20 protein-coding genes are annotated in these 20,036 nt (G+C 66.9%); 11 read left to right on the top strand and 9 right to left on the bottom strand.

From position 1 onward, the window contains the following. Positions 1–111: 111 nt before the first annotated feature. Together JNJ68_RS12415 and JNJ68_RS12410 are read right to left on the bottom strand one after the other, a co-directional pair. Positions 112–609, bottom strand: coding sequence for a ferritin-like domain-containing protein (locus JNJ68_RS12415; RefSeq protein ID WP_294982693.1), 498 nt, complete (start codon positions 607–609; stop codon positions 112–114). A gap of 69 nt (positions 610–678) precedes the next feature. After that, positions 679–1,152: a sigma-70 family RNA polymerase sigma factor gene (locus tag JNJ68_RS12410; RefSeq protein ID WP_294982692.1), complete on the bottom strand. Its 474-nt coding sequence runs from the start codon at positions 1,150–1,152 to the stop codon at positions 679–681. A 192-nt stretch (positions 1,153–1,344) separates the two neighbouring features. On the opposite strand from JNJ68_RS12410, the gene JNJ68_RS12405 reads away from it, so the two are divergent. Then, on the top strand, positions 1,345–2,166 hold the full coding sequence (locus JNJ68_RS12405; RefSeq protein ID WP_294982691.1) for a Ku protein: 822 nt from the start codon (positions 1,345–1,347) through the stop codon (positions 2,164–2,166). Between the two features lies 1 nt (position 2,167). Then, a complete protein-coding gene (ligD, locus tag JNJ68_RS12400) occupies positions 2,168–4,627 on the top strand; it encodes a DNA ligase D (protein WP_294982690.1) in 2,460 nt (819 codons plus the stop codon). Here ligD and JNJ68_RS12395 read toward each other — a convergent pair. After that, entirely contained in the window at positions 4,624–5,433 is an 810-nt protein-coding gene (locus JNJ68_RS12395; protein WP_294982689.1) for a Ku protein, read from the bottom strand. The two genes, ligD and JNJ68_RS12395, sit on opposite strands and share 4 nt — an antisense overlap. A 113-nt stretch (positions 5,434–5,546) precedes the next feature. On the opposite strand from JNJ68_RS12395, the gene JNJ68_RS12390 reads away from it, so the two are divergent. Further along, positions 5,547–5,720: a hypothetical protein gene (locus JNJ68_RS12390; protein WP_294982688.1), complete on the top strand. Its 174-nt coding sequence runs from the start codon at positions 5,547–5,549 to the stop codon at positions 5,718–5,720. A gap of 149 nt (positions 5,721–5,869) precedes the next feature. On the opposite strand, the gene JNJ68_RS12385 is transcribed toward JNJ68_RS12390, so the two are convergent. Beyond that, on the bottom strand, positions 5,870–6,091 hold the full coding sequence (locus JNJ68_RS12385; RefSeq protein ID WP_294982687.1) for a hypothetical protein: 222 nt from the start codon (positions 6,089–6,091) through the stop codon (positions 5,870–5,872). A 78-nt stretch (positions 6,092–6,169) separates the two neighbouring features. After that, on the bottom strand, positions 6,170–6,511 hold the full coding sequence (locus tag JNJ68_RS12380) for a hypothetical protein (RefSeq protein WP_294982686.1): 342 nt from the start codon (positions 6,509–6,511) through the stop codon (positions 6,170–6,172). A gap of 11 nt (positions 6,512–6,522) precedes the next feature. On the opposite strand from JNJ68_RS12380, the gene JNJ68_RS12375 reads away from it, so the two are divergent. The 4 genes from JNJ68_RS12375 (at position 6,523) to JNJ68_RS12360 (ending at position 8,122) form a co-directional block, all read left to right on the top strand. Further along, a complete protein-coding gene (locus JNJ68_RS12375) occupies positions 6,523–7,062 on the top strand; it encodes a DNA-3-methyladenine glycosylase (protein ID WP_294982685.1) in 540 nt (179 codons plus the stop codon). A gap of 226 nt (positions 7,063–7,288) precedes the next feature. Beyond that, positions 7,289–7,474 carry a DUF3008 family protein gene (locus tag JNJ68_RS12370; RefSeq protein ID WP_294982684.1) on the top strand — a complete coding sequence of 62 codons (186 nt, stop codon included), beginning with the start codon at positions 7,289–7,291 and terminating at the stop codon, positions 7,472–7,474. 92 nt (positions 7,475–7,566) lie between these two features. Continuing rightward, positions 7,567–7,866 carry a PRC-barrel domain-containing protein gene (locus JNJ68_RS12365; RefSeq protein WP_294982683.1) on the top strand — a complete coding sequence of 100 codons (300 nt, stop codon included), beginning with the start codon at positions 7,567–7,569 and terminating at the stop codon, positions 7,864–7,866. Between the two features lie 67 nt (positions 7,867–7,933). Beyond that, positions 7,934–8,122 (top strand): hypothetical protein, encoded by a 189-nt coding sequence (locus JNJ68_RS12360; RefSeq protein ID WP_294982682.1) that lies wholly within the window; start codon positions 7,934–7,936, stop codon positions 8,120–8,122. A gap of 3 nt (positions 8,123–8,125) precedes the next feature. On the opposite strand, the gene JNJ68_RS12355 is transcribed toward JNJ68_RS12360, so the two are convergent. Continuing rightward, a complete protein-coding gene (locus JNJ68_RS12355; protein WP_294982681.1) occupies positions 8,126–8,290 on the bottom strand; it encodes a hypothetical protein in 165 nt (54 codons plus the stop codon). A gap of 252 nt (positions 8,291–8,542) precedes the next feature. Between JNJ68_RS12355 and JNJ68_RS12350 the strand changes: the two genes are divergently transcribed. Together JNJ68_RS12350 and JNJ68_RS12345 are read left to right on the top strand one after the other, a co-directional pair. Then, complete coding sequence (locus JNJ68_RS12350) at positions 8,543–8,992, top strand: hypothetical protein (RefSeq protein ID WP_294982680.1); 450 nt, start codon at positions 8,543–8,545, stop codon at positions 8,990–8,992. Positions 8,993–9,234: 242 nt separating this feature from the next. Further along, positions 9,235–9,846 carry a hypothetical protein gene (locus tag JNJ68_RS12345; protein WP_294982679.1) on the top strand — a complete coding sequence of 204 codons (612 nt, stop codon included), beginning with the start codon at positions 9,235–9,237 and terminating at the stop codon, positions 9,844–9,846. 453 nt (positions 9,847–10,299) lie between these two features. Here JNJ68_RS12345 and JNJ68_RS12340 read toward each other — a convergent pair whose 3' ends face one another. From JNJ68_RS12340 to JNJ68_RS12330, 3 genes are read right to left on the bottom strand one after another with little or no spacing between them, the layout of a single operon-like run. Further along, entirely contained in the window at positions 10,300–13,692 is a 3,393-nt protein-coding gene (locus JNJ68_RS12340; RefSeq protein ID WP_294982678.1) for an error-prone DNA polymerase, read from the bottom strand. Further along, positions 13,689–15,170 carry a DNA polymerase Y family protein gene (locus JNJ68_RS12335; RefSeq protein ID WP_294982677.1) on the bottom strand — a complete coding sequence of 494 codons (1,482 nt, stop codon included), beginning with the start codon at positions 15,168–15,170 and terminating at the stop codon, positions 13,689–13,691. The genes JNJ68_RS12340 and JNJ68_RS12335 overlap by 4 nt, the downstream gene beginning before the upstream one ends. After that, entirely contained in the window at positions 15,085–15,675 is a 591-nt protein-coding gene (locus tag JNJ68_RS12330) for a hypothetical protein (protein ID WP_294982676.1), read from the bottom strand. Before JNJ68_RS12330 ends, JNJ68_RS12335 begins: the two co-directional genes overlap by 86 nt. Positions 15,676–15,887: 212 nt before the next feature. On the opposite strand from JNJ68_RS12330, the gene JNJ68_RS12325 reads away from it, so the two are divergent. Further along, the gene (locus JNJ68_RS12325) at positions 15,888–18,071 is read left to right on the top strand and encodes a NosR/NirI family protein (protein WP_294982675.1); all 2,184 of its coding nucleotides are present in this window, start codon (positions 15,888–15,890) and stop codon (positions 18,069–18,071) included. Between the two features lie 12 nt (positions 18,072–18,083). Beyond that, the gene (gene nosZ, locus JNJ68_RS12320) at positions 18,084–20,036 is read left to right on the top strand and encodes a TAT-dependent nitrous-oxide reductase (protein WP_294982674.1); all 1,953 of its coding nucleotides are present in this window, start codon (positions 18,084–18,086) and stop codon (positions 20,034–20,036) included.

Raw genomic sequence — 20,036 nt, 5'->3', positions numbered from 1 at the left:
CCAGGCATCGGTCACCTCGGTGAAACGGGAAACGGGCGGCTCCGGGGGAAGCGGAACCGCCCGCCGACTGCGCCTTGTGGAAAGGGAGCAACTCCAGAGCGCAGCCGGAGGTCAGGCCGCTTGCAGCGCCGTCTGGTTGACCGACCCGTCCGCGATCCGGGTCAGCACCTCGTCGGTCATGCTTTCCTCTTGCAGGGTCTGCTCCAGAAGCTTCGCGGCGTCCTTCAGGCCCATGACCTGCGCCCAGCGGCATAGGGTGCCGTAGCGGGCGATCTCGTAATGCTCGACCGCCTGGGCCGCGGCGACAAGGCTGGCATCAAGCGCCGGGGTGTCAGCGAAGGCCTGAAGCGCCTCTTCGCCCTCTTCGATGATGCCGTCGATGGCCGGACAGGTCTTGCCGCGCGCCGGTTTGCCGATCAGATCGAAGACCTGCTGGAGGCGCTCGACATGGCCCTGGGTTTCCTCTTCGTGCTTCTCGAAGGCCGCGCGCAGTTCCGGGGACTGCGCCCCGCGCGCCATTTTCGGCAACGCGCGCAGGATCTTCCGCTCGGCGTAGTAGATGTCCTTCAGCGTCTCGTGGAACAGCACTTCGAGGGTCTTGGTCTTCATCTTCGTCTCCTGTGGTTTTGCGGGGCTTCGCTGCCACAAACCCACCGCGCCGGGGAATGTTCCAAGGCCTCAGACCTCTTCGCCGAGCGCGACCTGAAGCAGCTTCCGTCCCCGGCTGATCCGGCTTTTGATCGTGCCGATGTCCACCTCCAGAATGTCCGCGGCGGACTGGTAGCTTTCGCCCGTAACCAGCACCAGCATCACCGCCTCGCGGTAGGCCTGCGGCAGCGCCATCAGCGCCGCCTCGACCTCGCGGCCGCGCAGGTGCCAGTACTGGCTGTCAGGCGTCGATGGAGTGTCGGAGACGCAGGTCTCGGCCCCCGGCTGTTCGCGGTTCAGCTTCACGCGGTTGTTGTAGAAGCAGTTGCGCATGATGGTGAACAACCAGGCCCGCATGTTGGTCCCCGCGGAATAGGAGGCGGCGCTGGCAATCGCGCGGACAAGGGTGTCCTGCACCAGATCATCCGCATCACCGTAGCGCCCCGTGAGCGACCGGGCAAAGAGGCGCAGGGCGGGGATATGGCTTAGCACGTCGTCGGACATCGGGCCTCTCCATCGGGCATGCCGGGGTCAATGCCGGGCGGCAGATGCGGTTCCGCCCCAAGTGGCTCTGCGGCCACACGCCGGCGGCAATCAGCCCAGATCGGCGAATGGCAAGGGAACCGAACCGCACACCCGGCGGTTCACGACTCCGTCGGACCCGCGTGCTTTGCGGTCGGGAATGGAGACGGGCAGATGGCGCCACGGGCAAGCTGGAAGGGCCGGATGCGCCTGGGCGAGATCGCCTTCGGCGTGAAGCTCTATACTGCGGCCGCCACCTCCGACCGCGTCGCCCTGTACATGGTCAACCGCCGCACCGGCAACCGGCTGCGCAACGAGATGGTCGATTCCGAAACCGGCAAACCCGTGGCGGACGAGGACGAGGCCATGGGCTACGAGGTCGACAGCGGTGACTACGTGCTTCTGGAGGCCGGGGAAATCGCCGCCACCATCCCCGACTCCGACAAGAGCCTGCCCATCGAAAGCTTCCTGTCCTGCGCCGAGATCGATACGCTCTACTTCGACCGGCCCTATTACCTTGCCCCCGCCGATCCCGCCTCGGTCGAGGCCTTCGCGCTCTTGCGCGAGGGGATGGAGCGCAAGCAGGTCGCGGCGCTCGCCCGCACCGTGCTTTTCCGCCGTCTCCGCACGCTGCTGATCCGGCCGCAGGGGGCAGGCTTCATCGCCAACACCCTGAACTTCGACTACCAGGTCCGCTCGGCCGAGAAGGCCTTCGCCGACATTCCGAAGATCGAGATCCAGGGCGAGATGCTGGACCTGGCCGAGCATATAATCGGCACCAAGCTGGGCGACTTCGATCCCTCCTCCTTCGACGACCGCTACGATGCCGCCCTGGCCGATCTGGTGAAGGCCAAGCTGGAAGGCCGCCCGCCGCCGCGCCGGAAAGAGCCACAGCGCGAAAAGGTGGTCGACCTTATGGCGGCGCTGCGCGAAAGCGCGAAGGCGGCGAAGGGCCGGCAGCCTGTTTCGAAGGCGCCGAAGCGGAAGGCGGGATAGGATGGTGCTGGAGACCTACCAGTCGATGCGCGACTTCGATGCGACGCCCGAGCCGAAGGGCCGCAAGCGCAAGTCGGCGGGCGATCCGGTCTTCGTCATCCAGAAGCACGATGCGACGCGGCTGCACTATGACCTGCGGCTGGAGGTGGACGGGGTGCTGAAAAGCTGGGCGGTGACGCGCGGGCCCAGCCTCGTGCCGGGCGAAAAGCGCCTTGCGGTCCATGTCGAGGATCACCCGATGGACTACGGCAGCTTCGAGGGCACGATCCCCGCGGGCCAGTATGGCGCAGGCACGGTGATCGTCTGGGACCGCGGCACCTGGACGCCGGTCTTCGACGCCGCGAAGGGCTTTGCCAAGGGTCATCTGGAATTCGAGCTGAAGGGCGAAAAGCTGACGGGCCGCTGGCACCTGATCCGGATGCGCAGCAAGCCCAGGGAAAAGCGCGAGAACTGGCTCTTGATCAAGGGCGAGGATGCCAGCGCACGCGACGAAAGCGCCCCCGACATCCTGGAGGAACGCCCGGAGTCGGTGAAGACGGGACGGCTGATCGAGGAGGTCGCGGGCAAACCCGCCCGGAAACCTCGCAGCAGGAGATCCCCGCCCTCACCCGCCGCTACGATGCCGGACTTCCTGCCGCCGATGCTGGCGACCCTGGTCAAGGCGACCCCCGGCGACGACCGCTGGCTGCACGAGATCAAGTTCGATGGCTACCGCATCCAGGCGCATCTGATGGACGGCAAGGTCCGCCTCTTCACCCGGTCGGGCCGCGACTGGACCGGGCGGTTCGGAGAGGCGTTGGCCAGGGCGCTGGCAGGGCTCCCCGCCGAACAGGCGATCCTTGACGGCGAGGTGGTGGTGGAAGTGGCGGGGCGGTCATCGGACTTCTCGGCCTTGCAGGCCGACCTCTCCGAGGGGCGCAGCGACCGGATGCTCTACTACGTCTTCGACCTCCTCCACCTGAACGGCCACGACCTGACCCCGTTGCCGCTGGTCGAACGCAAGCGCCTGCTCGCCACGCTGGTCGCCAAGGCCGCCGACCCGATCCGGCTCAGCGACCATCTGGATGACCGGGGCGAGATCGTGCTGCGCCATGCCTGCCGGATGGGGCTGGAAGGCGTCGTCTCGAAGCTGCGCGACAGCCCCTATCGGGCAGGGCGGGGGCAGGCTTGGGTCAAGTCGAAATGCTCGGCCCGGCAGGAGTTCGTGATCGGCGGCTTCGTGCCCTCGGCCGCTTCACCCCGCGCCATCGGGTCTCTGGTGATGGGCGTGTTCCGGGGCGACAAGCTGCACCATGTCGGCCGGGTCGGCACAGGCTTCTCCGCCGCCGTGGCGGAAGGGCTGATGACAAGGCTCAAGGCGCTGGAGACCGGGGAATCGCCCTTCGACCCGCTGCTCAAGGGCGTGGAGAAACGCGGAGTGCGCTATGTCCGGCCGGAATTGGTGGCCGAGGTGGATTTCCGAGCCTGGACCGCCGACGGCAACCTGCGCCACGCCGCCTTTCGGGGCCTGCGCGAGGACAAGGAGGCCAGCGAGGTGACGGGCGAAGGACGGCCCTCCCCAGCGCCAGAGGACGCGGAAGCCACGCCCACCGACCCGCCTCCCGCCCGGCGGATCAAGCTGACCCATCCCGATCGCGTCTACTGGCCCAAGGAGGGGATCACCAAGGCCGAGCTTGCGGATTACTACACGGCGGTCTGGTCCTGGATCGCCCCGCATGTCATCGGTCGCCCGCTGGCGCTCTTGCGCTGCCCGGACGGGATCGGCGGGCAGCAGTTCTTCCAGAAACACGAATGGAAGGGGATGAACGCCGCCATCCTGCGGGTACAGGACCCTGCCGAGCCGAAGGATGCGCCGTCGCTGGCGATTGCGACCCTCGACGGGCTGATCGCGCTGGTGCAATCGGCGGCACTGGAGATCCACCCCTGGGGCGGCACGCTGAAGGACTGGGAGAGGCCGGACCGCATCGTGATCGACCTCGACCCCGGTGAGGGGATCGCATGGGCGGACCTGGTGGCGGCGGCGACGGACGTCCGGCAAAGGCTGGAAGCGGTTGGCCTTGCGGCCTTCGCCAAGACCTCGGGCGGCAAGGGGCTGCATGTCGTGGCGCCCTTGCAGCCCAGGGCGGACTGGCCTGCCGTCAAGACCTTCTGCCGCGACCTTGCGCAGGCAATGGCCTCGGAGGATCCGTCCCGCTATGTGGCGACGATCACCAAATCGAAGCGGCGGGGGAAGATTCTGGTCGACTACCTGCGGAACCAGAGGGGCGCGACGGCGGTGGCGGCCTATTCGACACGCGCCCGGCCCGGCGCGCAGGTGTCGGCCCCCGTGACCTGGGACGAGCTTGCCGCCGGGGCAGGGCCTGCGGATTTCACGGTGCGGACCATGCCCGTCCGCCTGCAATCGCTGCGCCGCGACCCCTGGGAGGGTTTCGCCGAGGCAGCGCGGTCTCTGCCCGCCTAGCGCTTGCGCGACGGGGCCTTCTCGGCGGCGATGCTGCGTTTCAGGGCGTCGATGATGCTGACCACCTTGCCGCTCTCCGCCGGAGCCTCCGGCTTGGCCCTGGCCGCCCGCTTGCTGCCCTTCCGCTTCGACTCGATCAGTTTCAGCAGCCGGTCCTGAACCGGGTCCTCGACCAGGCTCGGGTCCCAGTCCGCGGTCCGGCTTTCGATCAACCGGCTGACCAGCTTCAGCGCTTCGCCATCGGGCTTCGATGCTTCCGCCTCGGCGAAATACTCCGCCTCGTCCCGCACCTCGTCGCCATAGCGGAGGGTCCACAGGATGATCCCCTTGCCGCGCGGGGTCAGCATCACCGCCCGCTCGCGGCGGTAGAGGACCAGCCGCGCGATGCCGACGGTATCGGTGGACCGCATGGCGTCGCGGATGACCGAGAAGGCCTCTTCGGCAATCCTGTCATCGGGGACCAGAAAATGCGGGCGGTCATACCAGATCCAGCCGATGCGGCCGGAGGGGACGAACTCCTCGATGTCGATGGTCCGGGTGCTTTCCAGGGCGACGGCGTCAAGCTCGGCTTCCTCCAGGATCACATGGCCGTCTTCCCCGCGCGGGTAGCCGCGGGCCTGGTCTTCGTCCGCCACCCGTTTCCCGGTCACCGCGTCGACATACTGCCGCTGCACCCGGTTGCCGGTCCGGCGGTTGAGGGTGTGGAAGCGCAGGCGGCCGCTGTCGCTGGTGGCGGGCTGCATCGCCACAGGGCAGGTGACGAGCGAGAGCTTGAGGTAGCCCTTCCAGAAGGCGCCAGCGGGCATCGGGGTCTCCATCCGGTGAATGTGCTCAACCCGGGGGGAGGACGACGGTTCCCGGGAACAATGCGGCGGAACGGCGGTTCTTTCTGCATTGCCAGCCGAAAAGGAGAGAAACGATGGCGAACCAGCAGCAGAACCCGCAGCAGGACCAACAGAAGCAGCAAGGCCAGGACAACCAGGGCGGCCAGCACAAGCCGCAGCAAGGTGGTCAGGGCCAGGCCGACCAAAGGCAGGCGGGCCAAGGCCAGCAGAAAGGCCAGCAGGACCAGAACCGGCCTCAGCAGCGCTGAGGCGGGTGCGGGCTGTCCACAGTGGACAATCCGCGAGAATGGTTTCAGATCAAGGGGTTGCTTGTGGAAATTAGGACTTTCTAAACCTTTGCCCCCCGTCCTGAAATGCGAAGCCCGGCCTTGCGGCCGGGCTTTCATCTTGCCGGGCTTCACTCGATCGGAGCGGGCGTCACGGGCGGGTTGGTGGCATCGTTCGGGCGGGCATCCGGGCTGTCGGTCACGTCCGTGCCCGGAGAGTCACCCCGCGCGGCCTCTTCGAACTGCCAGAAGAGGATCAGGCCGACCCCGAAGATCACGACCAGCGCCATGCCGATCAGCGGGACGATGTGCCGACGTCTTTGGGTTTCGAGGTTGGTTTTGGGGGCGGACATGGCAGTCTCCGGGTGGTTTGGACATCCTGAAGGAACCTGCGGCAGGGGCGAAATGTTCCCCGGCTGCCGAACGACGGATCAGTCGGGCTCCAGACTGGCGCAGAGACGCTTCAGAAGCCGGAATTCGTCGGCGCGGGCAAGCTCCAGCGCGATCCCCTCGCCCGGAACGGCGCCGGGATCTTCCTGACCGTCCCGATAGAGGGCGCGGTCATCGAGCCAGTCCATCAACTCGGCCCGGCGGGCATCGGGCAGGGATCGCACAAGCTCGACCAGGAGCCGACGGTGAGCGAGGAGCCGACCTTCGAGCGCAAGGTTGAAGGGTTGAACGGGTGGCTTCTGGCGCGACATGCCGGGTTCCCTGTGGCTATAGGTGGAAACGCGGATCGGGGGCGTGGCGTTCCAGAGCGGGGAAAGTTTCATGCGAGAGGCGGATGCTGATCTTTGACCAGGAGATCACCGGCCTGGCCCGCGACCTGATCGGGGCGCGGCTTCTGGTGCGCGGCGTGGGCGGGACCGTTCTGGAGACCGAGGCGTATGGGCGGGACGACCCGGCCTCGCACAGTTTTCGCGGACTGACGGCGCGGAATGCGGCGATGTTCGGCCCGGCGGGCAGCGTCTATGTCTATCTGTCCTACGGCTGCCATCTGTGCCTGAACGTGGTGGGGCGGCCGGGCGAGGCGGTGCTGATCCGCGCGATCCGGCCGGAGTTCGGCATCGAGGCGATGCGGGAGCGCCGGGGCGGGGCGGGACTGCTGGCGGCGGGGCCTGGCCGGGTGGGCCAGGCGCTGGGGATCGGGCTTTCCGATGGCGGGACCTTGTTCGGTGCCGAGGGGTTCGCGCTGGAGGGCGGCGGGCGGGCGACGGAATTGCTGGTCGGCCCGCGGATCGGGATCACGCGCGCCGTCGAGCGTCCGTGGCGGTTCGGCATGGCGGGTGCGCCGGGGCTGAGCCATCCGTTTCCGGCCCGGTAGCGGCAGACGGCGAGGCCGGAGAAGAAGCGGATCTCGTCCGGTGATGGCCGGTCCCGAAGGATCCGCGACCGGGAGAAAGGCTCCCGATTCCGTGATGCGGACGTTGGGGAACAATCCGCGCAGGCCGGGGCTTGGTATGGCCTGACCGGCTGGAGGCCCCGATGGTGGACACTCCCGAAGCTGACGCACGCCCGAAGCCGGGGAAACCTGACACGGAGGAATGATCATGCCAGCCAGATCGAAGGCACAGCAGAAGGCGGCGGGGGCGGCCCTGGCCGCAAAGCGCGGCGAGACGAGCAAGGACAAGCTTTTCGGCGCGTCGAAGGACATGGCCAAGTCCATGACGGAGCGCGAGCTGGAAGAACTGGCGGCCACCCCGCGCAAGGGCTTGCCAGAGCGCAAGGAGGATTGACGCCTTCGGCAGGGGAACAATCCCGGCGGGTTGCCGGTTGCATCCTCTGATCGGCCGGAACCGTCCGGCCTGGAACAGAGGAGCGATCTGCGATGGACCATAGCACGCATACCCGACTGAGCGCCGCCGAGTTGACCGAGTCGAACCTGGTCAGCGCCCCGATCTACGGGGCGGAGGACGAGAAGGTGGGCACGATCTCGCATCTGCACGGGGCGGGCGGAGATACAGCGCAGGCGGTCATCGACGTGGGCGGGTTCCTCGGGATCGGCTCGAAGCCGGTTCTGGTGGCCTTGGACAAGCTGAACATGATGCGCGACGAGAACGGCAACGTCCATGGCATGACGTCCTGGACCAAGGACCAGCTGAAGGCCCTGCCCGAGCATCGCGACTGACGAGAGGAGCGGATCGCGCGTTGCGGTCCGGCCCTCCCCCTGCCGACCTGCAACAGGAGCACTTCAGATGATGCCTCATGCTTTCGGTCGCCCCGAAGGTCCGGATCTGCCGCCCGCTGAACCCGAGCTTCCGGTTCCCGGCGATCCTGTCGAGCCGGATGTCTTTCCGGACCCGATGCCAGACCCGCAACCCGTACCGCCCCAGGACCCGCAACAGCCGCCGCCGGGGAAGGTGATCCCGCCGGTGCATGGCTGAGATCTAGCGAGGCTTTTGCGGCTTCCGCTTCGCGGCGAGCACGCCCTCCAGCTTTTCCGCAAGTTCGATGATCTTGCCGGGAACGGGTTCCGCCTTGGCATTGTCCAGAACCTGACGCAGGTCAGCATCCGTCTCGGGGCCGGCTTTCGGGTCGGTTTCCTGCGGCATGGGTTCCCTCCCTGCGACGCAGCGCAAACCCGGTTTGTTCAAGGTTATCGCAAACGACGAAAAGTAAAGACCTTTTCTGCGGATCATCGGCGGATTGCGGCCCGACCGTTGCATCCCGGCGTTCCTCTAGAGAAGCACGTGCACCGGGAACAAATCCTTGTCCCGATGGTTCTGAGGACTGGCGACTTCAGACCATAGGCGGGCGCACAAGCTGCTCCGCGCGACATCCTGCAATGATTGAAAGGACGAGCCATGAAACGCGTCATCCTTGCCCTGCCCGTGACGATTCTGCTTTCAGCGGAAGCGACTGCCCAGAGCGATGCCACCGCCATCGGGAACGCCACGCCCGAAGCCGCCACAGCGGGCGAGTTCGGGACCAACTGGCCGCTTTCGGTCGGGACCACCTTCTTCACCGATGCCGACAGCGCGACGCTGCGCAGCAGGGAGGAGCTGACGAAGGGCTGGCAATCGCTGAGCCCGGAAGACCAGACGATGATCAAGGCCGATTGCCAGGCCTTCCTTACCGCGCATGGCGATGCGGGAACGGACGGCTCGGCCGCCGCCGCGGACACCTCTGCGGATACGGCGGCAAGCGACGGGGCAGCGACCGGCACGACATCGACCGATCCAGCGACCACCGCCCCGACCGGCTATGACCTGGCCGAGATGAAGGCGATCTGCGAAGCGGTCGGCACGCTGTGACGGACCCGCGACAGCCCTGATCGCGGGACGACTGGCGGGTCGATCTCTTCGGCCTGCCGGGGCCGGTGGTTGTGCGCGAAAGCGGTGCGGCCACCGGTTTTTCATGTCCCACTGCCGGCTTTCGCGAGAGCCCGTGAACCGCGGGTGATCCCCTGACTGGGTCTGGAACAATCGGATGCGGCCCCGGTTGAACAGACAGCCGCAAGGGGGGCGCCCCCGCGGGCAAGCAACTGGAGAGAGACATGGCACAAAGATATGAAGACGACGACCATCGCGGCAGTTCGTATCGCGGCGACCGGGCCGGGCCGTCCGGTCGCGCCTATGCCGAGGACGACCGCTACAACCGCCGCGGTGCGTCGGGGTCGTCGCGCTGGTCCGAGGAAGACGAAGATTACGGCTCGGGCCGCGGCGAGGGGTCGGACTACGGTCGGACCTACGGCTCGCGCAGGCAGTCGGGCGGCATGTACGATGACCAGCGCAGCCGGGGCTACGGCGAAGCGGGCGGCGGGATGTATTCCGATCAGAGCGGTTATGGCGATCGGCAGGGCTATGGCTATGCGCAAGGCGGCTATGGTGACTATCAGTCCGGCTACGGCCAGGGCGGGCAGGGCCAGCCGGGCCGCCGCATGAGCCAGGACCAGCATTACCACAACTGGCGCGAGCGGCAGATGCAGGCCCATGACGAGGACTTCAAGGCATTCAACGACGAGCGCCAGAAGAAATTCGACAGCGAGTTCGAGGACTGGCGCAAGAACCGCAAGTCCGGCTCGGGCGTGCACGGCAGCAGCGGGTCGGGTATGGGCGGCAGCTCGGGCTCGGGTGAGAGCAGCGGAAGTTCCCCGAAGAAGAACTGACGCTACGAAAGCGGCGTCGGCTGGATTCTCGGCCGACGTTTCCCCTTGAAGCTGACCGGGATGGGAGGGGGAACAACCCTTCCTTTCCGGTTCAAATGGCAGCGGGCGGCACGTCCGCCGCAACATCAGGAACGGTGATCCAGACGAACAGGAACGCGAATTCCCGCGAGCGTGACGAATAGGGGCGCTTCACCAGCGACGAAGACCGCCGGGATCGGTTCTTCGGCGGGGTTCGGCGGCGGGCGGTCGATGTCGTCGCGTTTCGGGGATGACCGGGGCCAGGGATGGTCCGGAGATTCCGAGGGTCATGCCGAAGCCGCCCATCGCGACTGGCGCAACCGCTGACCCCGAAAGACGAGGACCCCGGCAGGTCGCGCTGCCGGGGTCCGTTTCATGCCTGGGGAGGCCCCGTTGCGAGCCTCTGGCCCGAAATCGGGGGTTTGGCGGCCTGTCTCAATGGAAATCCCGGCTGGGGAACAGCTTTTTCGCCTGTTCCCGCGGATGGTGCGCCCGGGCCGGATGAGGACGCGGGGGGCGGGGGGCATCGTCGGCCTGCGGCTGGGTCAGGCCCACGGCAGCTTCCAGCGGATGACCGAGATCGGCAAGCCGGGGCGACAGGTCCTCGATCCGTTCGGCGATCAGATGGGTGACGATGCCCTCGCGCTCCAGCCGCCCGGTGACGCGCAAGAGCCGCCCGCCCATCACGATCCGGCGGAAGCGCTCATAGACCTTCGGCCAGACGACGACGTTGCAGACCCCGGTTTCATCCTCCAGCGTCAGGAAGATCACGCCCGAGGCGGTGCCGGGGCGCTGGCGGGTGATCACCAGCCCGCAGACCGACAGGCGGCGGAGGGGGACATGGGCCAGCTCGGCATGAGGCGTCAGGCCGGGGATTGCGGGGCGCAAGAGTTCCATCGGATGCGCGCGCAAGGTCAGGCGCAGGGCGACATAGTCTTCGACCACCTCCTCGCCCAGATGCATGGCGGGCAGCGTGACGGGCGGTTCGCGCAGCCCTTCGCCATCCAGCGGATTGGCGAAGAGCGGCAGCGGCGCAGGCGCCCGGATCGCCCGCACGGCCCAGAGCGCATCGCGGCGGGTCAGGCCCTGGCCGGAAAAGGCATCGGCTTCGGCCAGGCGCTCCAGCACGGGAGACATCAGGCCAGCCCGCAGCCAGAGGCCTTCGGGATCGGGATAGCCGTTGCCGCGCGCGGTGACGATCCCGTCCGCATCCGCCTCGCTGAAGCCCTTGATCTGGCGGAACCCCAGCCGCAGGGCAAGATGCCCGTCGGGACGCCGTTCCAGCCGGTTGTCCCAGGTGCTGTGGTTCACGCAGACGGGGCGGATCTCCACCCCGTGCTCGCGGGCGTCGCGCACGATCTGGGCGGGGGCATAGAAGCCCATCGGCTGCGCGTTCAGAAGCGCGCAGGCAAAGATCGCCGGATGGTGGCACTTCAGCCAGGAGGAGACATAGGTCAGCATGGCGAAGGCTGCGGCATGGCTTTCGGGAAAGCCATAGTCGGCGAAACCCTCGATCTGGCCGAAGCAGCGTTCCGCGACCTCGGGGTCGTAGCCGTTGGCCAGCATCCCGCCGATGAACTTCTGCTTGTGCTGGGCGATGGTGCCCATGCGTCGGAACGAGGCCAGCGAGCGGCGCAGCTGGTCGGCGTCTTCCGCCGTATAGCCCGCCCCGACCATGGCGATCTGCAACGCCTGCTCCTGAAACAGCGGCACCCCGAGCGTCCTGCGCGTCACCTCCTCCAGCGCCGGGCCGAAGGGTTCCGGCTTTTCCAGCCCCTGCCGCCGCTTGATATAGGGTTTGACCATGCCGCCCTGGATCGGGCCGGGGCGGACGATGGCGACCTCGATCACCAGATCGTAGAATTCGCGCGGCTTCATGCGGGGCAGGAAATTCATCTGCGCCCGGCTTTCGACCTGGAAGACGCCCACCGCATCGGCGCGGCAGAGCATGTCATAGGTTGCCCCGTCCTCTTGCGGAACCGAGGCGAGCGTGTGGCGGGTGTTCTCGTGCGTTTCCAGCAGATCGAAGGCTTTGCGGATGCAGGTCAGCATCCCGAGGCTAAGCACATCGACCTTGAGGATCTTCAGCGCGTCGATGTCGTCCTTGTCCCATTCGATGCAGGTGCGCGCCTCCATCGCCGCATTCTCGATCGGGCACAACTCGTCCAGCCTGCCCTTGGTGATGACGAAACCGCCGACATGCTGCGACAGGTGGCGCGGAAAGCCGATGATCTCTCTGATGAGCGCGATGGTGCGGGCAAGGCGGCGGTCGTCAGGGTTCAGGCCAAGTTCGCGAATCCGCGCCGGATCCGCACCGCCGTTTGACAGGCCCCAGACCTGCCCCGAGAGGCTGGCGGTCACGTCGGCGCTGAGGCCCATGACCTTGCCCACTTCGCGGATCGCGGCGCGGGAGCGGAAATGGATGACCGTCGCGCAAAGCCCGGCGCGGTGGCGGCCGTAGCGCTCATAGATCCACTGGATCACCTCCTCGCGCCGCTCGTGTTCGAAATCCACGTCGATGTCGGGTGGCTCGCCCCGATGGCGCGAGACGAAGCGTTCGAACACCATGCCGATCATGTCGGGCGAGACATCGGTGATGCCGAGGGCCCAGCAAATGATCGAATTGGCCGCCGATCCCCGGCCCTGACACAGGATGCCGCGCTTGCGGGCCTCGGACACGATGTCATGCACGGTCAGGAAATAGGCGGCATAGCCAAGCTCGCCGACCACACCCAGTTCTTTCGCCAGGAGGTCGTGGTAGCGGTCGGGAATGCCATCGGGGCAACGCCGGGCCAGACCCGCGCGGGTCAGCCGTTCCAGCCGGGCCTGGGGCGCTTCGCCATCGGCGATCTCGTCGGGATATTCGTAGCTGAGTTCGGACAGGTCGAAGCCGCAGCGCGCCGTGATCTCCAGCGTGCGGCGGATCGCGGCGGGATGACGGTGATAGAGCCGGGCCATGTCCCCGGCGCCTTTCAGCCGCCGCTCGGCGTTCATCAGGGCGCGGGTGCCGATCCGGTCGATGGTGAGGCCTTCGCGCATGCAGGTCAGCACATCGGCCAGCGGGCGGCGGGCGGCGCGGTGCATCAGCACGTCGCCCACCGCCACCATCGGACTGGACGCCTGTTGTGCAAGCCTGGCGCAGGTGTCGAACCAGGCCTGATCCGTCCCGTCATAGCGCGGCGCGGCGCCCAGGAAGACATGACCGGGATAGCGGCGCACCATGGCCCGGATCGGAGCAAGCGCCCGGTCCGGGTCCGACTGCGGCAGGTCAGAAGGGGGTAGCGCGATCAGGATCATTCCCCGGCAGCCGCCGTCAGGATCGGGAGCGGCCAGGTCGGCCTGCGTCAGGTGGCATTCCGCCTTTCCGGCCCGGCGCTTGCCCAGCGTCAGGAGGCGCGAGAGCCGATGGTATGCGCTGCGATCCGTGGGCAGAGCCAGCCATTCGACCGCGCTGTCCTGCAAGACAAGCCGCGCGCCAACGATCAGCCGGGGCAGCGCCGGACAGGCCGGATGGGCCAGATCCTGCGCGGGTCCGATTTCCTGCCGGGAGCTGGTGTCGATCCGGGTGGATGAGCGGATTCGCAGGCTGTTCGCTGCGTCTTGCCGCAAGGTCTTCAGCGCCGACCACGCCCGCACGACGCCGGCCAGGCTGTTGCGGTCGGTAATGGCGACGGCTTCCAGCCCCAGTTCGGCGGCGCGCAGCACCAGTTCCTCGGGATGCGAAGCGCCGGTGAGGAAGGTGAAATTCGTGGTGACGCACAGTTCGGCATAGCGATGGGAGCGGGCATTTTTCCCGTCATCCGCCGGTTCGAAAGCCGCATGGATCATGCGAATTCTCCCTGTACGAACCAGCCCGGTTTCTGCGGCATGTGGAACAGCCACAATCGCCGGCCCTGATGCGTCTCGATCCGCCAGTAATCGCGCAGCCCCGAACACGGGCCGTCGTCCTCGACCCACCATTCCGGGGCGATGCGTTCCGGCCCCGTGGCGCGGGCAGTGGTCAGGCGCATCCGCCGCCAGCGGAAACTGGTGGGTGGCAGGGTTCCTTGCGCGACGATGGGTTCGGGCGGAAACAGCAGCAGGGGGCGCGGACGAGGGCGGGGCACCTGCCAGTCGCCGCAGGTCTTCGTCCCTGCTGCGGGCATCATGACGAAGCTGCGTTCGGGGATATGGCTGTCCGCGGGCAGGAAGCGCCGGATGTTGTCCAGCCCGATCCGGGTGCCGATCCGGGTGATCAGGTTGTCGCGCCGGTCCGGGGCCTCTGCCGCCTGGCCGATCTGCTGCACGGGCAGGGGGTCGACCTGGGTCGCCTCCAGCCGCAGCTGGTCGATGCCGAACCCCGCGTCCACCTCCTCCACCCCTCGCGCGAAAAGCGGCAGGATCCGCGCCGGGTCGCGCATGGCAGAGGCGAGCCGCAACTCCACCTGGCAACTGGCCTGATCGACCCGGCGCAAGGTCAGGCGCAAGACACGCGCGCCTACCTCCTGCGCCTTGAGCCTGAGGCAAAGCTCCTGAAGCAGCCGCGCGGTGCCGGCCATGACATCAGACGTCAGCCCGATGGGGTCCGGCAAGGTCAGGCGGACCGCATGGCGGGGCGGGTCGGCAAGAGGGGTGACCGGCTCGGGCTGAAGGCCCGCCGCCTGGTCGAGCCGCAGGAGCAGACCCGCGCCAAACCGCCGGGCCAGGGGCGCGCGGGGCGCCGTGGCCAGCGCGCCGATGGTCCGCAGCCCCAGCCGCTTCAGAGCGATCACCGTCGCTTCGTCCAACCGCAGGCCCGCGACGGGCAAGCTTGCCAGCGCGGCCAGACCTGCGCCCGGCGCGGTGATCCCCCCACCGTGGCGGGCCAGCGCCCAGGCCGCCCCGCGCGTGTCGGCCAGCCCGATCCGAGCCTCGAACCCCGCCCGGTCCAGCCGCAGCTGCATGTCGGCCAGCATCGCCGGTTCGTCGCCCCACAAATGCGCTGCCCCGGTGATGTCCAGCACCAGCCCGTCCGCACCCTCCATCCCCACCCAGGGGCAATATTTCGTCGCCCACCGGCGCAAGGTTTCCAGCATGACGGCATCCCGGGCCGGGTCGGCCGGGGCGCCGCGCAAGGTGGGACAGAAGGCCCGGGCCTCGGAGAACGGCATGCCGCGATACAGCCCTTCGGCCTCGGCCTGCCGGTTCAGGCAATGGACCCGCTCGGTATTGTCCAGCCGCAGGGTCAGGGCAAAGGGGCCATCAACCGCCTGCCGCCGAAGAACCCGGTCGCTGGCCAACCGGGGAAACCACATCGAGACGATGCGCCGCTCTATTCCATCGAACATGCCAGGCCCCAATTGTTCCTGATTTGTTCTTGATAATTTCCCAGCGCATCAGAGTCGAGTCCGTCGGTTCGGCGGGGTCGAAGACCGGGGCGCAATGCCAGCGTGTCTCGGTGGCGGGGCTGCCCGCCCCCTCGGGGATCAGGCAGAGGCCCGTCGATCGCCCGGCCTTTGCAGCCAGTTGCAGCCGCCGCCCCTCGCGCAGGTCCAGCGGGCGGGTGATCTCGATCACCACCAGCGCGACCACGCCATCCCTCAGCGCCTCTTCGGCGGCGGCGAGCGTGTCGGTCTGGTTCTTCGTCCGCGCGACCAGGATTCGCGCGGGATCGCAGAACGCCGACAGGCCTGCGGGGTCAAGCATCCCGGCCTGCCAGTCCTCACGCAGCCAGAGCAGGTCTCCCTTGCCCTGCGCGCAGGCGACAGCCGCAAAGCCGGTCGCCGCCGGTCCGCAGACTTCATGAACGCGGGCAGGGAGCAGAGAAGGGGGAATGTTCGTTGTCGTGGACATGTGTTGGCATCATGCTACATGCGGAAAAGGTTGACAGGAACTCTTTCGTAAAGAGATCGTGGAATGCCGGATCAATCGGCTACCCTGCCAGACAGGAAATCCGCCTCGATGTTCTGCCGCCGGGTCCGTATCGCGTTTTTCGGAAGCTTGAGTTAGGTCAAGGCCCTTTCCGCAGATCCGGACTAAGCAAGCACCAGTTCCCCGGGGGGCCCATGCAAGCTCTTGTTCGATTTGTCGTTTCGCTCGCACTTCTGCTGCCCCTGCCGGCAGCGGCGGATTCGATCCTGGAGACCCTTCTGCCCAAGGTCACTGCGGCAGAACTGGTCGCGGGCGCCGAAGGGTTCGGTCCGCTGCGCGAGGATGCGCCTGCCGTTCCGGTCCTGAAAGGGGGCGAGACGGTCGGCTGGGCCTTCATCACCAGCGATTTCGTGTCGACCACCGGCTATTCCGGCAAGCCCATTCACACGATGGTCGCGGTCGACAAGGACGCCAGGATCATCGGCGTCAAGCTTCTGAAGCATTCCGAGCCCATCGTGCTGATTGGCATTCCCCAGGCCAAGATCGACGCGCTGGCGGCAAGCTATGTCGGCGTCGACCTTGTGGCCGAGGCGAAGTCGGGCGGCACCTCGCATGACCTCGACATCATCTCGGGTGCGACCGTGACGGTGATGGTGATCGACGATTCCATCGTGCGGGCCGGGCTTAAGGCCGCGCGGGCGATGGGGCTGGGGGGCCTCGCGCCCGAGACGGCCAGCACCGGTCCGGCCTTCGAGGTGAACCCCGATGCGACGGCGGCCCAGGACTGGAGGGCGCTGGAGGGCGACGGAACGCTGCGCCGGTTGTCGCTGGACGTGGGCCAGGTCAACGCGGCCTTCGCGGCGCTCGGCGATCCGCGCGCCACGGCCAGGGCGCTGACCGAGCCGCCGGAAACCACCTTCATCGAGATGCAGGCCGCCTTGGTATCCCACCCGGCGATCGCCAAGGTGATCCTGGGCGAGGGCGAGGCGGCGAACCTGGGCAACTGGCTGCAACCGGGCGAGAATGCCATCATCATCGTCGGGCGCGGGATCTACAGCTTCAAGGGCTCGGGCTATGTGCGGGGCGGCATCTTCGACCGGATCGTGCTGATCCAGGACGATGTCTCGGTCCGGTTCCACGACAAGATGCACAAGCGCGTGGTCGGGGTCGCGGCCCCGGGCGCACCCGAGTTCACCGAGGCTGATCTCTTCAAGATTCCCGCCGACGTGGGGTTCGATCCGACCAAGCCGTTCCGCATCCAGCTTCTGGTGCAGCGCGAGGTCGGGCCGATCGAGAAGCTCTACACCACCTTCGACCTGGGCTATCAGCTGCCCGAGAAATACCTACGTCCCGTCGCGGTGCCCGTCGCCGCCGAGGATACCGGTCCCGCCGAGGCAGTTGCCGCGCAGGAAGAGACGGCGGCGCAGCAGGCGCTGTGGAAGCGCATCTGGCAGGACAAGCAGGTTGAAATCGCGATCACCGCCGGGATGCTGGCGGTGCTGACGCTGGTCTTCTTCTTCCAAGGCTTCGCCACCCGGAACGAGCGCCGCTTCTGGTGGTTCCGCATGGGTTATCTGACCGTGACGCTGGTTTTCCTCGGTTGGTATGCCAATGCGCAGCTTTCGGTGGTCAACCTGATGGCGCTGTTCGGGGCGCTGATCAGCGGGTTCAGTTGGCAGGCCTTCCTTCTGGATCCGTTGACCTTCATCCTGTGGTTCAGCGTGGCGGCCTCGTTGATCTTCTGGGGCCGGGGCGCCTATTGCGGCTGGCTCTGCCCCTTTGGCGCTCTGCAAGAGCTGACCAACCAGATCGCCCGCAAGCTGCGCATCCCGCAATGGACTTTGCCCTGGGGCCTGCATGAACGGCTGTGGCCGATCAAGTACATGATCTTCCTGGGCCTCTTCGGCGTTTCCCTCATGAGCATCGAGCAGGCCGAGCATCTGGCCGAGGTAGAGCCGTTCAAGACCGCCATCGTGCTGAAATTCGTCCGGGCCTGGCCCTTCGTGGCCTATGCGCTGGCGCTGCTGGCGGCGGGGCTCTTCGTGGAACGCTTCTACTGCCGCTATCTCTGCCCGCTGGGCGCGGCGCTGGCGATCCCCGCGCGGATGCGGATGTTCGACTGGCTGAAGCGCTACAAGGAATGCGGCAACCCCTGCCAGACCTGCGCCATCGAATGCCCGGTCCAGTCGATCCACCCCACGGGCGAGATCAACCCGAACGAATGCATCGACTGTCTGCATTGCCAGGTCCTGTACCAGTCCAAGACCAAGTGTCCGGTCGTGATCAAGAAGCTGAAGCGGCGCGAGACTGCCGCCGCTTCGCCAGCCCGGAACATCTCGGGCCATCCGAACTCACCCAAACCCCAACCTGCTGAATGAAAGGGACAGATCATGTCTGAACGACCCACCTCTGGCATCTCCCGCCGCGGCCTTCTGGGAGCCACAGCCGGTGGCGCGGCGCTGGCCGGCGCGCTTGGCGGCCGCCTGGCGCTTGGCACCGGCGCCGGCGTCGGCGCGTTGGCGCTTGGCACCTCGGCCGCCGTGGCCCAGGCGGCGGAAGGCTTCGAAGTCGCGCCCGGCCAGCTGGACACGCATTACGGCTTCTGGTCCTCGGGCCAGACCGGCGAGATGCGCATCCTCGGCCTGCCATCGATGCGCGAGCTGATGCGGGTGCCGGTTTTCAACCGCTGCTCGGCCACCGGCTGGGGCGAGACCAATGAATCGGTCCGCATCCACCAGCGCACGATGACCGAGAAGACCAAGAAGCAGCTCGCCGCCAACGGCAAGAAGGTGCATGACAACGGCGATTTGCACCACGTCCATATGTCGTTCACCGACGGCAAGTACGACGGCAAGTACCTGTTCATGAACGACAAGGCCAACACCCGCGTCGCCCGGGTCCGCGCAGACGTGATGAAATGCGATGCGATCCTGGAAATCCCCAACGCCAAGGCGATCCACGGGATGCGGCCGCAGAAGTTCCCCGGCACGAAATACGTCTTCTGCAACGGCGAGGACGAGGCTCCGCTGGTCAACGACGGCTCGACGATGCAGGACGTGTCGACCTATGTGAACATCTTCACCGCGGTGGACGCCGAAGCGATGCTGCCCGCCTGGCAGGTGATGGTCTCGGGCAACCTCGACAACTGCGATGCGGATTATGAGGGCAAGTGGGCCTTCTCCACGTCCTACAACTCGGAAATGGGCATGACGCTGGCCGACATGACCGCCGCCGAGGCCGACCATGTCGTCGTCTTCAACATCGCCGCGATCGAGGCCGCCGTCGCGGCGGGCGAGGGGGAAGAGCTGAACGGGGTCAGGGTGCTGGACGGGCGGAAGGACGCGAAGAGCAAGTTCACCCGCTATATCCCCATTCCGAACAACCCGCACGGCTGCAACATGGCGCCGGACAAAAAGCACCTCTGCATCGGCGGCAAGCTGTCGCCGACCGTCACCGTGCTGGATGTGACCAGGTTCGACGCGCTCTTCGACGGCGATGCCGATCCGTCCACGACCATCGTCGCGCAGCCGGAACTGGGCCTCGGCCCCTTGCACACCGCCTTCGACGGACGTGGCTTCGCCTATACCTCGCTGTTCCTGGACAGCCAGGTGGTGAAGTGGTCCATCGAGGACGCGATCAAGGCTTATGCCGGCGAACAGGTCGACCCGATCAAGGACAAGGTCGACGTGCAGTACCAGCCCGGTCACCTTAAGACCGTGATGGGCGAGACGCTGGAGGCCGAGAACAACTGGCTGGTCTGCCTGTGCAAGTTCTCGAAGGACCGCTTCCTGAACGTCGGCCCGCTGAAGCCCGAGAACGACCAGCTGATCGACATCTCGGGCGACAAGATGGTGGTGGTGCACGACGGCCCGAACTTCGCCGAACCGCATGACGCCATCGGCGTGGCGGCAAGCAAGGTGAACCCGCTGTCGGTCTGGAACCGGCAGGACAAGATGTGGGCAGAGACCCGTACCCAGGCCGAAGCGGACGGGGTGAACCTGGACGACTGGCAGGACATGGTGATCCGCGACAAGAATGACCCGAAGAAGGTCCGCGTCTACATCTCCAGCCAGGCGCCCAGCTTCGCGCTGGAAAGCTTCACGGTGAAGGAAGGTGATGAGGTCACGGTGATCGTCACCAACCTCGACGACATCGACGACCTGACCCACGGCTTCACCATGGGCAACCACGGCGTCGCGATGGAGATCGGGCCGCAGGCGACCAGTTCCGTCACCTTCACGGCGGCGAATGCCGGGGTCTACTGGTACTATTGCCAGTGGTTCTGCCACGCGCTGCACATGGAGATGCGGGGCCGGATGTTCGTGGAGCCGACCGGGGCCTGA

It is taken from the genome of Tabrizicola sp. (assembly GCF_016793705.1).
Taxonomy (GTDB): Bacteria; Pseudomonadota; Alphaproteobacteria; order Rhodobacterales; family Rhodobacteraceae; genus Tabrizicola.
This window is presented reverse-complemented; position numbering and strand designations above follow the sequence as displayed.

Excerpts from the sequence above, each read along its gene's own strand:
- JNJ68_RS12365 (WP_294982683.1), top strand. The coding sequence starts at position 7,567 with ATGGACCATAGCACGCATACCCGACTGAGCGCCGCCGAGTTGACCGAG.
- JNJ68_RS12340 (WP_294982678.1), bottom strand. The coding sequence starts at position 13,692 with ATGATCCATGCGGCTTTCGAACCGGCGGATGACGGGAAAAATGCCCGC.
- JNJ68_RS12370 (WP_294982684.1), top strand. The coding sequence starts at position 7,289 with ATGCCAGCCAGATCGAAGGCACAGCAGAAGGCGGCGGGGGCGGCCCTG.
- JNJ68_RS12350 (WP_294982680.1), top strand. The coding sequence starts at position 8,543 with ATGAAACGCGTCATCCTTGCCCTGCCCGTGACGATTCTGCTTTCAGCG.
- JNJ68_RS12335 (WP_294982677.1), bottom strand. The coding sequence starts at position 15,170 with ATGTTCGATGGAATAGAGCGGCGCATCGTCTCGATGTGGTTTCCCCGG.
- JNJ68_RS12355 (WP_294982681.1), bottom strand. The coding sequence starts at position 8,290 with ATGCCGCAGGAAACCGACCCGAAAGCCGGCCCCGAGACGGATGCTGAC.
- JNJ68_RS12375 (WP_294982685.1), top strand. The coding sequence starts at position 6,523 with ATGCTGATCTTTGACCAGGAGATCACCGGCCTGGCCCGCGACCTGATC.
- JNJ68_RS12395 (WP_294982689.1), bottom strand. The coding sequence starts at position 5,433 with ATGCCCGCTGGCGCCTTCTGGAAGGGCTACCTCAAGCTCTCGCTCGTC.
- nosZ (WP_294982674.1), top strand. The coding sequence starts at position 18,084 with ATGTCTGAACGACCCACCTCTGGCATCTCCCGCCGCGGCCTTCTGGGA.
- JNJ68_RS12325 (WP_294982675.1), top strand. The coding sequence starts at position 15,888 with ATGCAAGCTCTTGTTCGATTTGTCGTTTCGCTCGCACTTCTGCTGCCC.
- JNJ68_RS12385 (WP_294982687.1), bottom strand. The coding sequence starts at position 6,091 with ATGTCCGCCCCCAAAACCAACCTCGAAACCCAAAGACGTCGGCACATC.
- JNJ68_RS12380 (WP_294982686.1), bottom strand. The coding sequence starts at position 6,511 with ATGAAACTTTCCCCGCTCTGGAACGCCACGCCCCCGATCCGCGTTTCC.
- JNJ68_RS12390 (WP_294982688.1), top strand. The coding sequence starts at position 5,547 with ATGGCGAACCAGCAGCAGAACCCGCAGCAGGACCAACAGAAGCAGCAA.
- JNJ68_RS12405 (WP_294982691.1), top strand. The coding sequence starts at position 1,345 with ATGGCGCCACGGGCAAGCTGGAAGGGCCGGATGCGCCTGGGCGAGATC.
- JNJ68_RS12410 (WP_294982692.1), bottom strand. The coding sequence starts at position 1,152 with ATGTCCGACGACGTGCTAAGCCATATCCCCGCCCTGCGCCTCTTTGCC.
- JNJ68_RS12415 (WP_294982693.1), bottom strand. The coding sequence starts at position 609 with ATGAAGACCAAGACCCTCGAAGTGCTGTTCCACGAGACGCTGAAGGAC.
- JNJ68_RS12330 (WP_294982676.1), bottom strand. The coding sequence starts at position 15,675 with ATGTCCACGACAACGAACATTCCCCCTTCTCTGCTCCCTGCCCGCGTT.
- ligD (WP_294982690.1), top strand. The coding sequence starts at position 2,168 with ATGGTGCTGGAGACCTACCAGTCGATGCGCGACTTCGATGCGACGCCC.
- JNJ68_RS12345 (WP_294982679.1), top strand. The coding sequence starts at position 9,235 with ATGGCACAAAGATATGAAGACGACGACCATCGCGGCAGTTCGTATCGC.
- JNJ68_RS12360 (WP_294982682.1), top strand. The coding sequence starts at position 7,934 with ATGATGCCTCATGCTTTCGGTCGCCCCGAAGGTCCGGATCTGCCGCCC.